Genomic DNA, 14584 nt, shown 5'->3' with positions numbered 1-14584 from the left:
CGGTCGAAGCCGTCCGTGAGGGTCAGAGAAACAGCGCTACGTGCCTCGCCTAATGCGTTCTCCGTGAGCACAGGTGCTCCTTGTCTCGCTGGCGGATGGCCACCGGGCGTCCGTGGAGACGAACACACCTGACGTCCAGTGACCGGCTTGTCGAGAGATAAGCACAAATCGCTTGAAAGGAAATGGTTTCTGTCTGGAAATCACGTTAGGTCGACATTCCTCGACGTGTCAACCCCGATCTTGAGGGGTCCGAACTGGCGCTCCACCCCCGCTGCACCTGCTTCTGCCCCGCCTCTTGCCGGGCACGCCTAGGGCGGCGGACCCAAGTTCCGTCGGCTCGGCGCAGCAGGAGGGCCTCGCCGGCCGACCCGGCCCTCACCCGCGGAACAAACTCTTTCGGCCACTTGTTTTCCGCCGGGAAAGCAACTGGACGCCGATCGCTTGTCTCGCGAACCGGTTTCCGAAGGGAAATCACTCTGCTCGGGCGACGACGGGCCGGCACTCTCGGCGGCGAATCTGGAGGAAATGCTTCCCCTATCGCCGGAGAGGCAGGCCGCGATGTACGGCACCTCTCCGGACGGACGGGTTCCCAGACGGGGATCACTGGTATATAATTTCCCTGAAGAAATCATTCCATTTAGTGAAGTCCACATTGACACAGCTGATGCACCCCGGAGCATCCTGGTCGTTGATGATGGGCAACCAATCGGAGGGGCGCTGATGACCCGAACCGACAGTCCACGACGCGCGAGCGAGGCCCCGGCCGTGCCCGGCGAACTCGAGGACGCACTGTCCCACCTGCAGTGCATCCTGGTCGCCCGTCGCACCCGCTCGAACCCGGAGGGCGTCACCTGGCAGCAGTACGACGTCCTGGAACTGCTGCGCATCCGCGGCCCCATGACGCCCTCGGTGCTCAGCGCCTCGCTCGGGGTGTCCCGGGCGACGACCTCCAAGGCGCTGCGGGTGCTCAAGGACCTGGGGCTCGTCGGACAGCAGACGATCGGCGAGGACCGGCGCGAACTGACCACCTCGCTCACGCCGACCGGCGAGTCCTTCCTGACCCGGGTCGCCGAGCAGCGACGCGAGAACGCCCGCATCGTCGGATCCACCTTGAGCCCCGGCGAGCGGGCGATGTTCGTCGAACTGTGCAACAAGGTCGCCGACGCCCTGGAACCGCACCTGGAACCGGCGGAGGAACGCCCCTGAGCCGTCCGGCCCGCACGGGCGCCGGTACCGAGCGACGGACTTCCCCGGCCGCCGGCCTTCACCCGGCCCGCGGTGCCCGGCCCGCGCCCGTTGCGTGCCCCCCACGCCGACGACGCGTCGGACGACGGCGAGGCGGAGCGACGGAGGCGCCGCGCGAGGCATGATCACTTCCGTCGGCACCGGGGTGGTGGCCGTGGCCCTCCGCACCGCCCTGGGCAGGGTTCATCCCGCCTCCCCCTGGAGTGCCGGGCGCGGCGTGGGGCGTCGGGATCGGTCAGTTCCATGAGATGACGAATCGGCAGTCGGGGTGTCCGATCCCCGTGCTCCACCACTTGTGGCCGTTCAGGACGATGGTGTCGCGGTCCACGACGGCGGTGGCGGCCATGTCGGCCGCGTCGGAGCCGGCCGCGTCCGGCTCGGTCATGCAGAAGGCCGAGCGGATCTCGCCGCGCAGCAGCGGTTCCATCCAGCGCCGGCGCTGGATGTCTCTGCCGTAGTGGAGCAGGAGTTCGGCGTTACCGGTGTCGGGTGCGTTGCAGGTGAGGATCTCGGGCGCGGTGAGTGAGCGGCCCATGAGTTCGGCCAGGGGCACGTATTCGGGGTTGGTAAGGCCTGCTCCGTAGGTGGGGTCGGGGAGGAAGAGGTTCCACCGCCCGGCTGCCCTTGCCTGGGCCATGAGTTCGTCGATCACGGTGCCGGAGGGCGACTGGGGGTGCACGGCCACGTGGCGCCTGCCGCAGACCGCGCACCGGATTGGCCGACCCGGCCTCGGCGATCCTCAACCTCGCCCGGCTTTCCCCGCTCAGCCACCGGAAGCTGAACCTGTTGGCCGCTACAGCTTCACCGCCTTCACCCCGGCCGCCGGGTCCCTGCGTCCGTCGCGCGACCCGCACGCGCCGGAGCTGGACGAGTCTGGCGGCCGCGGCTCGGTCGTACCCGCCTCCCAGCCGGACACCGTGGCCCGGCGCACCTTCAGGGCGGTGGCCACTTCCCCTGCGAGGCGTAGGCCTGCGGTTTCGTGTCCGATGATCTGTCCGTCGCCGCCATGACTCACCGTCACCGCCGAATGTCGACAGAGCCGTTCCTTGGACAGACCCGCCTGCTGTCCCACCAACACACCGCGGACCTGAACCCGACCCGGCAGACGTGGAGCCGGGCCACACCGAAGTCCGCCACGTCTCACCGCCTACTGTGCACGAGTTCGTTGGGGATATGACTCTGTCTGCGAATGGGTAGTCACCCGGTGCGTTCCCGCGTTCCGCGTCTTGCGTCTTGCGTCTTGGGGGGGCTTCGGTGGTATCGCTCGGTCTGCGCGCGCTGGTTCTCGCGGCCGCGGTCTGGGTTGTGGTGCGCTGCTGGTCCTCGGTGGAGGAGCAGCACCGGACCACTGTGGCGTACCGCAACGCTCCCGTGTGCGCGGCCGGGCAGGCGTCGGGCGACCCGTCTCACCCCTGCGTCGAGCAGAGCGCGGCACGGATCGTCGACAAGTCCTCCTACCAGACCTGCAACGGGGACGGGAACAACGGGGTCTCGTGCGTGAACCAGTACGTCGTGACGGTCCGCCACGCACGCGGCACGGGTGCGGTGCCGGCGAAGTCCCCCATGTACCAGGCCGTGCACGAGGGGGACGCGGTCACCGTGCGCCTCTGGGGCGACGCCGTGGTGCGCATGGAGGCCCACGGCCGCACTGAGACGTACGACAGCCCGGCGGAGCTGTCGTTGCTCCGCGAATTGTGCCTGGCCTGCATCGCCCTAGGGGTGGCGATGGTCGTGCTGGTACCCCGGCTCCTGCCGCCGTTCCTCATGGGAGCCGCGCCGCTGCTGGCTGTGCCGGTCGTCGGGATCACCAACGGCCTGCTGGTCGGATCCCTGGCCCTCTGGCAGTGGATCCTGTTCGTTGCGATGGGCGTGGCGGGACTGGTCGTGCTGATCGTCCTGTTCGGCGAGGACTGACCGCCTCCTCCAACTTCACCGTCGACCTCTACGGCGAGGCCCGGCACGGCACGGACTGGCTTGAGGGTCTATGTCACCAAGCAGGTGCCACCGGATGCGGCCTCCGGGATATCGCCGGGAGGATGGGACCGCACTGTGCTCCCATTGCGCCCCGAGGATCAAGAGGACGTGCGTCGGCTTCGGACAGCGACTGGTCGCCCCACCGCTACCAGACGCGGGCCCCTGCACAGCCAGTGCAGCGCTCACCGGTGTCAGCGCACCGGTCAGCGCAGCACACTGACCACCCTATGGGACACCTCACCCGACCAACCTAAGGGTGAAGGAAGCCGACCCACGACCGCGGTCATGCCGCCAGGCGGGTGCCGCGGCGCCAGACAGCACGGGTGTTGAGGGTGTCGCTGATGTTGCTGGTCGGGTCGCCGTCGACCAGCAAGAGGTCGGCGCGGAGGCCCTCGGCGATGCGGCCCCGGTCGCTGAGGCGGAAGCGGCGGGCCGTGGTCGCCGTGGCCGCACGCAGGGCCCGTGCGGGTGTGAGGCCGGCCGCCACCAGGTATTGCAGTTCGTGGTGCAGGCTCGCTCCGTGTGCCAGGCCTCCGAAGAACGTCTCGGGTATGGAGACGTCGGTGCCGGCCAGCACGTCGACACCGGCGGCGTCCAGCGCGCGCACGGTGTCGTACACGTCGTGGAGCTTGCCCTGCGGGTAGCGGTTGAAGCTGGAGCGCAGGGTCCGGTCCCAGTCGGCGTCGAGGCGAGCGGCGACCCGGGGGTCGTCGGCGAGTTCGCTGCCGGTGATCCCCATCATCGAGGCGTTGAGAGTGACGCAGGGGATGACGAACATGCCCGCGTCCTTGATCAGGTTGATGATCTCGGCGGTGTGCGGCTGGTCCATGAACACGTGGGTGACGCCGTCGATGCCGGCTTCGGCGGCTGTCCTGGTGGCCTCCAGGGTCAGCGCGTGGGCCACGGTCAGTGCACCGTACTTCTTGGCTTCGGCGACACCGGCGCGCACGGTCGCCTTGTCGAGTACGGGCAGCCCGGGGTGTCCCTCCACGCTGCCGTCGTCGATCATGAACTTGATGAAGTCGGATCCCCGGGCGAGGAGCTGCGGCACGAAGGCGGCGGCCTCCTCGGGGGTGGTGGAGAAAGGCATCAGGGGCATCACCGGGGGAAGGTCCCACTTGGGCCGGAACCCTTCGGGCATCAGCTCGCTCGGGTGACCACCGGGCGGTGTGATGGCGAAGCCGGAGGAGCGCACGTCGGCCTGTGTGTCGTCGTCGGTGATGGCCCCCCGGTTCTCCCGGGTGTTCATCCCCTGCATCTCCAGTTCGGTCGTCACCCCGAACCTCAGGGCGAGCGTCAGAGAGCCCGGGGCGGAGTGGACGTGGGCGTCGATGAGTCCCGGCAGCAGTGTGGCGCCGCTGCCGTCGACGATCTCGCTGCCCTCGGGAGCGTCGCCCCCGACCTGGGCGATCCTCCCGCCGTCGATGACCACGGTCCGCACGCCGACCGCCTTTTCCCCGTCGAAGATCTGCGCGTTGGTGATCGCGGTGAGCGCCATGGCGTCCGCCTCATTTCCTAGCTTGTTCAGCATTTACATACCTGATGCTATGCACTTATCAAATGGTATGCAAATGTGCTGGCCGGGCCTAGACTCGGCACATGAGCAACATGTCCTCCTCCGAGCAGCCCTCCGACGACCCGGCGCTGGATCAGATCGGCCCGGCGCTGTCACGTCTGCGGCGACGCGCACCTGCATCGGGCAAGGACCTCACTCGCAACCTCGTGCTCAACGTCATCGCCGACTCGCCGGGCGAGATGACCGTCGGCGCGCTTGCCGCCGAGATGGGCGTCGCGCAGCCGGTGGCCAGCCGGACCGTCGCCGCCTGCATAGCGGACGGGCTGCTGCGGCGGGCGGCATCCCAGTCCGACGGACGCCGCACCGTTCTCGAACTCACCGAGCACGGCGAGGCCGAACGCAACCGCTTCGCCGCCGAACAGCGAGAAGCGTTCCTGGAGATCACCATCGCCTGGTCACCGGAGGAACGCACCCAGTTCGCACGACTCCTGACGCGATACGGAGCCGACGCCACCGCCTGGTCCAGGAAACGGACCACAAGCCGCGATTGAACGAGCCGCGCCCAGAGACCGAGTCACGGCCAGGAGCCCAGGCGTCGATCGCACCGACGGACGATCTACCGTTCCGACACTCACCCGTGAACAGGGCGAGAGTCCCGGGAACCGACCACACCATGCAGAGCCGCGACACTCACCCCGGAACGGATGGAGAAGCTGTCTGCCATCGGCATGCGCTGGACGTGATAAGCGTCGTCGCCTAAGTCGTCGCGCTCGCGGCGGGGCTATCTGCTCGGCCGGCTGGGCCCGTAGCGGCTTGCGGGTGACTGGCCGACCGATCAGATCCGCTTCAGCGGCCGGCCTCGTCCACGAGGAAGGTGCGGGGACGTTCAGCCAGGGCCGTCTTCAGCGGTCTGTGCAGTGGGTTCGGGTAGGCCGTCGGAGGCAGGCTCGGACAGGACGGGAGCAGGCCGGCCGGGCATGGTCCGGGTGACGAAGGAGGGCGGGGTGCGCCAGTCGGCCGGGGGCGCGGCGGGCGGGATGACGTCCGGCAGCGCGAGCTGCGCATACCTCCGGGATGGGGCCGGTCGATTGGCGATCATCGCATGACACGACATCACTCAGGTTTCAACTTTCAACCGGAGTGGCCGATTTCAGACTTGTTCGGCTCATGCGTCCCGAACAACCCTGAAGTCAGATTGACCCCCAGGCATCCGAGGGGTCATCAGAAACGGGGGAACGCACCATGCGCATACCCATGCTCGCGGTCGTGACTGCGACCGCCGCCCTCCTGTTCGGAACCGGGGCGACCGCTGCCGCCGCCACGCCGGGATCCGACACCACGAGCGTCTCGGCCCCAAGCGCCGGACAGCCCTTCGCGGACCAGGCCGCGAAGGCGCACTTGACGAAGGCCCAGACCACATCGCTCCAGGCGAAGGTCGACCGATATGTGAAGCGGACCGGCGGGAACCAGGTCGCACTCAACGAGATCGACCTCGGCGGCGATGCCACACTGCTGGTCGCCCTGCCCGGAGAGAAGCACCCGAGGGACTTCGCGTCCGGCGACAGCTCCCGGGCCGCGTTCGACCCCTGCCTGCAAGGACAGGTCCACAGTGGCTGGTTCTGCGCCTACAGCCGGGAGGGATTCAACGGCGACGCCCTGCGCTGGTACGAATGCGGCAGGCGTGGCATGCCGTGGGGAGACTGGGGGTCGTGGATCAACGATCAGACCCCCGGTACGAGGGCGATCTTCTACGGTGCGGACGGATCCGCCTACGACGCCACCCCGGCACCGTACAGCTCCAACTCCCGCTACTACTGGACGCCCGTCTGGAGCATCAGGAACTGCTGACGGCGATTGCGGGCGCGGCCCGTGTGTACGGCGCTGAGGGCTCCAGCAACGGCCGGAGTCCTCAGCGCCGTTCCGTCGTCCCCTTCGTCCAGGAGAAACAGTGCGTAAAGCTGTACTCGGACTGTTCGTGGCAATGGCGGCTGTGCTTGCGGCAGTGCCGCTCGCCAGCGCCGACCAGACCCAGACCGTCGCCTGTTGCGGCAGGCCGCCCGGCCAGCCGTAGAGGGCCATCGCCAGTAGCCGACTGTATGAGGGCGACCCGTCAGTTCGCTGACGGTCCCTGCCGTCGCTACGGCCGCCTCAGAGCCTTCTACCGCGGCGCAGACCGGGCGAGGGATCGCTTCTCGCTCCCTCATGAGTGCTGGTGGTAAGCCTTGTTGGCGATGCGCCAACTGTCGTCGACGCGAACCAGCAGGAAGAGGTCGGTGAAGGTGTCCGCGCCGTGCTGGAGCGCCATGGTCGCGGTCGCGATGGTGCCGTGGACATCGACGGTGGCGATCCGGCGAGACCGGGTCGGTTCATCGGGGGCCGAGTGGCCGTGGAAGAGAGCGCAGTATTCATCCAGAGACCACGAGACGAAAGCGCCACCCCGGATTCCCTCGATGTGGGCGGTGGGCAGGAACGCGTCGCGGAAGTGGGTGGGATCGCCGGTGGCATGTCCACGAACGTAGGCGCGGAGCGGTTCGAGAACGGCGCCCGGCGCCGAGCTGCCGGGCCAGATTCGAGGCTTCGGCAGGGGCGATGGTGCTGGTGTTCAGCACCATCGTGTCCGGCCGCAGCGAGTCACGGACGTCGTCGAGGCTGGCGAGAGGATTGTCGCCACGAGGGTTCCGGCGCTTGTGGCGAGCGCCAGCGTGGTGGTGCTGGTCATCATGCTGCTGTCCGTTCGCAGGTACGCCGGCACCAGGGCGGGAGTACAGGTGGGGGGGGTCCAGTGGGCGTGGGGTTTCTACGCCCCGGCGGCGAACTGGCGGAGGGCCTCGATGTCGTGGACGAGGAACTTGCGGTACCGGGCCTCGACGACGCCGTGGTAGCGCAGGGTGCGGATCGCGTTCTCCACAGTGGAGGTGCTGAGCTGGAGCGCGGCAGCCATGTCCTTCTGCCTCGGGCCGGTGATGACGGTGTGCCGGGAGGTCCTCGGGGCGGAGACGCCGACGATGTCGGCGAGGTGGGCGAGGTGGGTGAAGAGCCGGCTGACGCGCTCGAAGGGAGGCCTGGTGGTCATGGCGTAGACGAGTTCGTCGCTGCGGCTGCGGTCCTCGAGGCAGTGCAGGAAAGCGAGCCGGACTTCGAGCTGACGGCGCAGCAGCTGGTTCATGTAGCGGGCACGCCAGGGGATGACGACGGTCTGGGACAGGCACCGGGTGGGGACGGACGGCGGGGCGTCTCGACGGGAGGAAGTTCGGAGAGTTCGGCGTCCGTGGACAACGCGGGCGCACGCGTCTCGGCGGGAGAAGGCTCGGGGGAAGGCTGGCCGCCCAGGCGCTCCACTACGCTCTGGTGCCGGTCGGGGAGGGGAAGAGGATGGGCACTGCGGTGGTCGAACCGGCGGTCGCAAAGCGGTCGCGGTATGTGAAGCGTGCGGCACAGGCGGCCGGGGTCGGGCTTGTCGCGGTGGCCAGTTTCGCGCTCTTGGCGCGGCTGTTGCTGGACTCCAGCGCCTGCCAGGACGCGCCCGGCTATGGCTGCCTCGGCCACGCCCTCCTGTGGTCCTACCTCCTGCCTGTCCTCAACTTCCTGCTTACCTGGCCCGCCCTGCGCGTCCTTGCGGTCCGGCCGGCCTGGCTCACCGCTCTATTCGGCACCGGCATCGGCTGGTACCTGGTCCGCGGCATCGACACGGCCCGGTGGCTGCCCGATGGCACGCCATACGTCCAAGCCGCTTTGTGCACGGTCTCGTTCGCTGTGGCGGCTTGGTTAACCCAGTCACGCAGGCCGCTGTGGCCGCGAGCGGCCGTGGCCCTGGCCTTGGTCCTGTTGGCGCCACTCGACTCGCTGGCCACCAACCAACTCGCCCGGAGCAAGCAGAACAACGAACTGGCCGACGCGGGCGTCCCCCTGCTCGGGCCGCAACTACCCGCGGGCTACCACCTGAACGGCGCCGGCACCACCGGATCGACAGCCACACACGAGGTGACCTTCTACTACCGGATCTCACCCGACAGCCTGGGCAAGGGCGCGAACACCACGGACGAACTCCGTCAGGAGATCCAGGTGACCGTCGGCCCCATACAGCCGGGTTTCACCCCTCCCTCCCACTGCGCCGCACTCACCAACGTCTACCCTGTGCCGTCACCCGCCTGCAGTCCGGTGGCCCCCGGGGTGTGGCGGTGGTCGAACTACGACTACGTCCAGTACTTCACGCGGGTCGGTGACACTGTCGCCGTCCTCCAAGCCCGCACGCCCCCGGTGAGCAGCGCTGTTCTGCGAAAGCTCGCCAGCACCATGCGAGTCCGCCCGCCCTCGTACTTCACGGGCGGCTGAGCGAGGTCCTCGTCCCTCTGCGTCCCTGCCCGGAACGCCGGGGCCGGGACCGCTGGGTGCCGTGCCGGGAGCGCCGCGCAGGCTTTCGGCGTCAGTGTCTTCCCCCTGCTCGACGCAGGGCTCGCCGTCGTCGGCATGCCCGTGCGCCAGGTGCTTGTCCTCCTCGCCGGGTGCGGGATGATCGGCGCCGCCGTGTACGCAGTCGGCGGGGGCGGTCGCCGCCTGCTGGAGGCCTTCGAGGCCGCCGCCGCCCGCAGTTGAAGGGGCCTGGTGACATGCGTGCGGTGAAGACCGTTCCGGCTGACCCGCACCACGCCATGCTGGCGCGCCACCTGCAGGAGCTCCGGCAGCGGGCCAGCCCTCACCTTCGCCGAGCGCACCGCGGCGCTCGGCGACCCGGTGTCGGCCGCGACGTTCAAGCGCGCGGCTGGATGCTGCCCCTTGCCGAAGAAGACCCCCCTCATGGCCTACGCGCGCGGTTGCGGAGCCACCCGGGAGGAGGAGCTGGAGACGCCGCGTCTGTGGGCGCGGGGGGCCCGGGCCAAGGACCGCGGCATTCTCCGCCAGCTTCGCCCGCCATTTTCTGCGCTCCGGCGCACAACGGGAGCGGTTTCCCCTCATCAGGGAACCGTCTCAGCTCCTTCAAGGATCTCCATACCCGCCCGGTCGGTGTCTTCCGGTGGGGCGTTGAGTCGGTGGATCATCACCCAGCGGCCGTCGTCCATCGCTCCGGTGAAGACGGAGGCGTGGCGTGTGGCCCCGTTGTGCCAGCGCAGAGGGCCCGCCGTCTGCCAGCTCGGGGCGGGGTCCCCCAGCCGGCGTTCCACCAGGAGGCGTACCACCAGGTCGGCCGCCGCGCGGGGAGTGGCCCACAGCCCTCCCGCCGGCAGGATCGCGCCGGTCATCGTCCACGGCCTGCGGGGTCGTCCCAGGAGTCCCGGGGGCAGCAGGCACCGGTCAGGATCGGGGTTTGCGGTGATCGCCGTGAGATCCAGCGGCCGCAGGACATACTCGGTCACCAGTTCCTCGTACGTCGTCCCGGAGGCCGCGGTCAGGGCTGCCCCCAGTACGGCGTAGCCGAGGTTGGAGTACTCCTCCTCCTGTCCCGGAGGGCGTTTGGCGAGCGTGTCGAGGCGGGGCAACAGCCCCTCCAGCGCGGGCCGGTCGAACGCCGCGTAGGGGTCCCGGCGGGAGAGACGGCCGGGGGGCAGGCGGGGAAGGCCGGAAGTGTGCCGGACCAGATGCCGGAGCGTGATTCCCGTCCTGGGGGCCGCGGGGAGCCACCGTTCGACGGGGTCGTCGAGCGCCAGTACCCCGGTCGCGGCCATCCGGACCAGCGCCGTCCCGGTGACGACCTTGGTGAGCGAGGCGATCTGCACGAAGCGATCGACGGCGTGACCGTCGCGGACGGCCGGCGGGGCCGCACTGCTGAACACGCAAGTCGGGATGCGCATGGCGGGCCTCACTCACCACGCGGCGGCACCGCGCACGCGGAGGTGCCGCCGGGAAGGCGATGGCGGTTGCGGGACACCCAGCGGTAGACCACGCGGGCGCAGGCGCGAATGCCGGGAAGACGGACCACGGCTGCAAGGACGCGGTAGGTACGCGAGGGCGAAGCACCCACATAACGGGCCACGGCGTCCGCTCCGCCGGCGAGGACCATACCGCCGCGCAGCAGCAGAACCTCACGGTCCAGACGTTCGAGGTGCGGCGCCGTGGACTCGGCGGGCAGGAACTGCCATGGCACCGCTTCCAGGGTCGGTGCGGCGATGGCCCGGATGCGGTCGACGGAGGTCTGGCAGAAGCCGCAGTCCCCGTCGTAGGCGAGTACGGGCATCGACGGCGGTGCCGGGGGTGATGGCCTGGGGGCGGGGTGGTTCACGGGGTCTCCGTCCAGTGCTGCAGCAAGGATACTCGTTCGGCCGGGCGCAGGGCTCGTGGTCTGGGTGAACCCATCAGCCAGTCTGGTCGTCCTCGGTGCCGGGGAGGGGTCGGTCGCCGAGCATGTCGTCCAGCGCCGTCGGGTACCGGAGTTGGTCGAACAGGTGAGTTCCTGGTCCATGTAGGCGTGGGACGATCGGAGCGTGGAGACTCCTGATCCAGCGTTGCGCCGTCGCCTCCTGATGGAGGCACTGACCGTGCTCGCGGCACCTGCGTCAGCCCAGACGGCATGGCTGGAGGAACACGGCGTCGTGACGGATGAGATCGCCCTCGACTTCGACCACGGATTCCGCATGGCTGGGCGCCTGGTGGAGGAGGGGCTCCTGAGCGCCGATGCGCTGACCGACTTGCAGGTGATCGATTCGATCTTCGATGAGATGACCTGCGATGGGTCGCCGGGTCGGTGGACGTCAGCAGCTCTGACCAGTGACGCGGGGTGGAATCAGGCCCGCGCGCTGGCTCAGAAGGTTCTCGCGCGGGAGGGCACGGACGCCTCGCGGCTGCCGGACATCTGTGTGGTGCGGTAGCCGATCCTGGCGGCTCAGGCTGCCGCTGCCTGCGGGGTGCGTTCCCCTTCGGAGAAGGCTGCGGCCTCGGCACAGGGCCGGTTGTGCCGCAGGCAGTGGTAAAGCTGTCCGATCATGCGGTTGACGTTCCACCGCCGGGGCTGCCGGCCGGCAGCCCGACCCGCGCGAGGCTCACATCCTCCACCTGCGAGCAGACAACCAGCGACTCACCAGCAAACTCGCCGGCACTCACACCGAACGCGCCCAGCTCAAGGAACGCCATCAACCGACCCCGTCGGCCGTGTCGGCCCTGGCCGCCCAGGACGACGAACTCCAGCGGCTCCGCCGCCAGCTGAACACAATCAGCCCCACCGCCCCTGCGGGCGTCGTCCCTGTGCCGCCGATGAACTCCTCCGGCGCCTACTCAGGGGGTAGAGAGGTGGTTGTCGTTGAGTGAGAGGACGGGAACCACGTGGACGTGTATGAGGCTGTGGACAGTCGGCGGGCCGTGCGGGCGTTCAGCGATGCGCCGGTACCCAAAGAGGTTCTCGAACGAGTGCTGACCGCTGCCACGCGGGCTCCGTCGAGTGGAAATCTCCAGCCGTGGCGTATCTATGTCGTGGCCGGCGATCCCTTGGCCGACCTGAAAAGGCGTGCGACGGCCAGGGCGCTTGCGGGAGACACCGGTGATGAGCGGGAGTATCCGATGTATCCGGCCGAGCTGCCTTCGCCGTATCTGGACCGCTTCACCGCTGCGGCCGCCCAGCGGTACGAAGCGCTGGGAATCGAGCGCGACGCCCCCGACAGGCCCATGAAGATCGCCGCCTTGAACTCGGGGGCGTTCGGAGCGCCGGTCGTGCTGTTCTGCTACCTCGACCGGACGATGGGTCCCGGGCAGTGGGGGGATGCGGGGATGTACTTGCAGACGGTCGTGCTGTTGCTGAGGGCGGAAGGGGTGCACAGCTGTCCCCAGGTGATGTGGACGATGTATCGCAAGACCGTCAGCCAGATAGTCGGAGCCGATGACGGGCTCGTACTGTTCTGCGGTGTCTCGGTGGGATTCGAGAAGGAAGGGGTGCCCCGGCTGCGTACCGGGCGAGCGGATATGACGGAAACAGTGAGCTTCATCGGAGTGTGACCGTCAGGCAGTCAAGATCCGCGGGACAGCCTATGAGCGCCCCAGGCCCCTGACGGGCTGACCCGCGATTGATCTCGAGGCGTGTTGGCCCGCGGGTTCGGCTGGGCGCGACCGTCTCTACGGCCCCGCACTCCACCGACCAAGATCAGTCGCAGGTCGGCCCTTTAGGGTCGGTGGCATGACGACATCCCTCGCCAGCAGTGCCTTCGACTCGCTCCGCCTCGACGCCGTGCCCGATCAGGACACGTTGCGCCAGGTCTACGAACTGCCCAAGGACGCGGCCATACGCAAGCAGATGACCGAACTCACCGAGCAGACCCGGCGGTTGATCGGCTGCTCATCGCTGGTCCTGATCGCCAGCGCGGACGCCGAGGGCAACTGTGACGTGTCCCCGCGCGGCGGCCCCGCCGGGTTCGTCGCCGTCCTGGACGCACGGACGGTCGCGATACCGGACGCGACCGGCAACAAGCGTCTGGACACCCTGCAGAACGTCATCGCCACCGGACGGGCCGGGCTGCTGTTCGTCATCCCGGGGCGCACCACGACGCTCAGGGTGAACGGCCGCGCCTGCGTCTCCACTCGCCCGGAGCTGCTGTCGCAGCTGACCGCCGTGGGCAAACCTCCGGCCAGTGCGCTGGTGCTGGGGATCGAGGAGGTCTACCCGCACTGCCCCAAGTCGCTCCTGCGCAGCGGGGCCTGGAAGCCGGAGCAGTGGCTGTCGGCGGATGCCCAGCCGACCTCGGCCGAGGTGACACTGGCCCAGCTGCGGATACCGGAGCTGACGATCGGTGACATCGAGCAGGCGGAGGCGGATTCGCTGAAGTACCGGTACGAGTAACGGGCCGGCCTGCGGTGCTGCATGCTGGAGTTCTCCGGATCTCGAAAGGGTGATGGAGGGCGGGGCGGCCGGCTCTTGGCCGATGCGCCGTCACCCTGCAGAAGTGCGGTCGCCCCGGCCGGTTCGGCCGGGGCGACCGTTTGTGGGGGTGCGGTGGTCACGCAGCCGGCAGGTGCCTGGCCAGGAGAGTGGTGTAGCTGCTGGGGTCGGCTGGAGTGCCGTCATGGCATTCCAGTGCTCGCGAACGAGAGACACCGCCTTCTTGGCTGTCGTTTCGCCGGCTGCTGATGTAGCCGGTCCAGTCGCGCTTGACGAAGTTCGGCCAGTCCGTTGCGTCGTCGATGCTGGTCCCGGTGAGAGCGGCAAGGATTTCGAGTGACTATGAAGTCTCAGCTGGCCCCATGCGGACGGCTTGAAGCGGCCCCACCCGGTGATACGGCCGCCTACGCATCGGACAACGCTGAGCAACTTCGACTCGGTCCGTGGTAGGCCCGGATGGTCTGCGAGTCTCGCACGGAATGCGGCAGAATCATGCACCACTCGTGGCCGACGCTGTGCAGTGTCACAGCGCTGGCAGAATGCTCATGTGTCGACTTCTACGCAAGGCGCTGCTCGGGCTCAGATCGTCGCGGCGTTCCTGCGCGACGGCAACAGGGTGTTGCTGTGTCACCGATCTCCCCAGCGCCGCTGGTACCCCGACGTGTGGGACCTGCCCGGTGGGCATGTGGAACCTGGAGAGTGTCCAGGCGCGGCGCTTGCTAGGGAACTGCACGAGGAGCTCGGGATCAAGGTCGTGGCGCCTGCAGGCCCGCCCATGCAGCAGATCCACGCCGACACTTTCGACATGCAGATCTGGCTGATCGAAAGTTGGACGGGAGCCCCGGTCAATGTCGCGTTGGACGAACACGATGCCATCGCGTGGTTCCAGGAGAACGAACTCGGGGAACTGCGCCTCGCTCACGACAGCTATCTTGCAATGTTCACCGAGGCACTCGCCGTGCGCTGAGCTGACCACCACCCCAGCGCACTGTAGTCGGCAGTTGAGGATGACTTGGCACCTGGCTGGGATGACGACAGCGAGGTGCAGGACCTCC

15 protein-coding genes and 1 pseudogene are annotated in these 14584 nt (G+C 68.6%); 10 read left to right on the top strand and 6 right to left on the bottom strand.

Annotated features, from left to right (window positions below):
- The first annotated feature begins 720 nt into the window (after positions 1-720).
- On the top strand, positions 721-1206 hold the full coding sequence (locus BM536_RS07595; RefSeq protein ID WP_073490941.1) for a MarR family winged helix-turn-helix transcriptional regulator: 486 nt from the start codon (positions 721-723) through the stop codon (positions 1204-1206).
- A gap of 274 nt (positions 1207-1480) precedes the next feature.
- On the opposite strand, the gene BM536_RS07590 is transcribed toward BM536_RS07595, so the two are convergent.
- A complete protein-coding gene (locus BM536_RS07590; RefSeq protein ID WP_073490939.1) occupies positions 1481-1930 on the bottom strand; it encodes an acyl-CoA dehydrogenase family protein in 450 nt (149 codons plus the stop codon).
- A 569-nt stretch (positions 1931-2499) separates the two neighbouring features.
- On the opposite strand from BM536_RS07590, the gene BM536_RS07580 reads away from it, so the two are divergent.
- Complete coding sequence (locus tag BM536_RS07580) at positions 2500-3159, top strand: hypothetical protein (RefSeq protein ID WP_143650846.1); 660 nt, start codon at positions 2500-2502, stop codon at positions 3157-3159.
- Positions 3160-3502: 343 nt separating this feature from the next.
- On the opposite strand, the gene BM536_RS07570 is transcribed toward BM536_RS07580, so the two are convergent.
- A complete protein-coding gene (locus BM536_RS07570) occupies positions 3503-4717 on the bottom strand; it encodes an amidohydrolase family protein (protein ID WP_073490935.1) in 1215 nt (404 codons plus the stop codon).
- A 101-nt stretch (positions 4718-4818) separates the two neighbouring features.
- On the opposite strand from BM536_RS07570, the gene BM536_RS07565 reads away from it, so the two are divergent.
- Positions 4819-5286: a MarR family winged helix-turn-helix transcriptional regulator gene (locus BM536_RS07565; protein ID WP_073490932.1), complete on the top strand. Its 468-nt coding sequence runs from the start codon at positions 4819-4821 to the stop codon at positions 5284-5286.
- Positions 5287-5977: 691 nt separating this feature from the next.
- Positions 5978-6583, top strand: a complete 606-nt coding sequence (locus BM536_RS07555) for a hypothetical protein (RefSeq protein ID WP_094102716.1) — start codon at positions 5978-5980, stop codon at positions 6581-6583.
- 352 nt (positions 6584-6935) lie between these two features.
- Here BM536_RS07555 and BM536_RS07550 read toward each other — a convergent pair.
- Together BM536_RS07550 and BM536_RS07545 are read right to left on the bottom strand one after the other, a co-directional pair.
- Positions 6936-7280 (bottom strand): annotated as a pseudogene (locus BM536_RS07550) (nuclear transport factor 2 family protein); the annotation flags it as partial.
- A 252-nt stretch (positions 7281-7532) separates the two neighbouring features.
- A complete protein-coding gene (locus BM536_RS07545; protein ID WP_094102715.1) occupies positions 7533-7901 on the bottom strand; it encodes a helix-turn-helix domain-containing protein in 369 nt (122 codons plus the stop codon).
- Positions 7902-8107: 206 nt separating this feature from the next.
- On the opposite strand from BM536_RS07545, the gene BM536_RS07540 reads away from it, so the two are divergent.
- Entirely contained in the window at positions 8108-9067 is a 960-nt protein-coding gene (locus BM536_RS07540) for a hypothetical protein (protein ID WP_143650844.1), read from the top strand.
- Positions 9068-9202: 135 nt separating this feature from the next.
- Positions 9203-9328, top strand: a complete 126-nt coding sequence (locus BM536_RS43900) for a hypothetical protein (protein WP_281258549.1) — start codon at positions 9203-9205, stop codon at positions 9326-9328.
- Between the two features lie 359 nt (positions 9329-9687).
- Here BM536_RS43900 and BM536_RS07535 read toward each other — a convergent pair whose 3' ends face one another.
- Positions 9688-10521, bottom strand: a complete 834-nt coding sequence (locus BM536_RS07535; protein ID WP_073490922.1) for a serine hydrolase domain-containing protein — start codon at positions 10519-10521, stop codon at positions 9688-9690.
- Between the two features lie 8 nt (positions 10522-10529).
- Positions 10530-10949, bottom strand: coding sequence for a thiol-disulfide oxidoreductase DCC family protein (locus BM536_RS07530; protein ID WP_245873314.1), 420 nt, complete (start codon positions 10947-10949; stop codon positions 10530-10532).
- Positions 10950-11151: 202 nt separating this feature from the next.
- Here BM536_RS07530 and BM536_RS07525 point away from each other — a divergent pair, with 202 nt between their 5' ends.
- The 4 genes from BM536_RS07525 to BM536_RS07510 all read left to right on the top strand — a co-directional run bounded on the left by BM536_RS07525 (position 11152) and on the right by BM536_RS07510 (position 14496).
- The gene (locus BM536_RS07525; RefSeq protein WP_245873313.1) at positions 11152-11535 is read left to right on the top strand and encodes a hypothetical protein; all 384 of its coding nucleotides are present in this window, start codon (positions 11152-11154) and stop codon (positions 11533-11535) included.
- A 451-nt stretch (positions 11536-11986) separates the two neighbouring features.
- Positions 11987-12652 carry a nitroreductase gene (locus tag BM536_RS07520; protein ID WP_073490915.1) on the top strand — a complete coding sequence of 222 codons (666 nt, stop codon included), beginning with the start codon at positions 11987-11989 and terminating at the stop codon, positions 12650-12652.
- Between the two features lie 178 nt (positions 12653-12830).
- Positions 12831-13490 carry an MSMEG_1061 family FMN-dependent PPOX-type flavoprotein gene (locus BM536_RS07515; RefSeq protein WP_073490913.1) on the top strand — a complete coding sequence of 220 codons (660 nt, stop codon included), beginning with the start codon at positions 12831-12833 and terminating at the stop codon, positions 13488-13490.
- A gap of 586 nt (positions 13491-14076) precedes the next feature.
- Positions 14077-14496 (top strand): NUDIX domain-containing protein, encoded by a 420-nt coding sequence (locus BM536_RS07510; RefSeq protein ID WP_073500171.1) that lies wholly within the window; start codon positions 14077-14079, stop codon positions 14494-14496.
- Positions 14497-14584 lie beyond the last annotated feature (88 nt).

Origin of the sequence: Streptomyces phaeoluteigriseus (assembly GCF_001896135.2) — a bacterium.
Lineage (GTDB): Bacteria > Actinomycetota > Actinomycetes > Streptomycetales > Streptomycetaceae > Streptomyces > Streptomyces phaeoluteigriseus.
Note: the sequence above shows the minus strand (reverse complement) of the source record. Positions and strands in the feature narration are given on the sequence as shown.

Excerpts from the sequence above, each read along its gene's own strand:
- BM536_RS07595 (WP_073490941.1), top strand. The coding sequence starts at position 721 with ATGACCCGAACCGACAGTCCACGACGCGCGAGCGAGGCCCCGGCCGTG.
- BM536_RS07555 (WP_094102716.1), top strand. The coding sequence starts at position 5,978 with ATGCGCATACCCATGCTCGCGGTCGTGACTGCGACCGCCGCCCTCCTG.
- BM536_RS07565 (WP_073490932.1), top strand. The coding sequence starts at position 4,819 with ATGAGCAACATGTCCTCCTCCGAGCAGCCCTCCGACGACCCGGCGCTG.
- BM536_RS07515 (WP_073490913.1), top strand. The coding sequence starts at position 12,831 with ATGACGACATCCCTCGCCAGCAGTGCCTTCGACTCGCTCCGCCTCGAC.
- BM536_RS43900 (WP_281258549.1), top strand. The coding sequence starts at position 9,203 with ATGCCCGTGCGCCAGGTGCTTGTCCTCCTCGCCGGGTGCGGGATGATC.
- BM536_RS07545 (WP_094102715.1), bottom strand. The coding sequence starts at position 7,901 with ATGAACCAGCTGCTGCGCCGTCAGCTCGAAGTCCGGCTCGCTTTCCTG.
- BM536_RS07540 (WP_143650844.1), top strand. The coding sequence starts at position 8,108 with ATGGGCACTGCGGTGGTCGAACCGGCGGTCGCAAAGCGGTCGCGGTAT.
- BM536_RS07570 (WP_073490935.1), bottom strand. The coding sequence starts at position 4,717 with ATGGCGCTCACCGCGATCACCAACGCGCAGATCTTCGACGGGGAAAAG.
- BM536_RS07535 (WP_073490922.1), bottom strand. The coding sequence starts at position 10,521 with ATGCGCATCCCGACTTGCGTGTTCAGCAGTGCGGCCCCGCCGGCCGTC.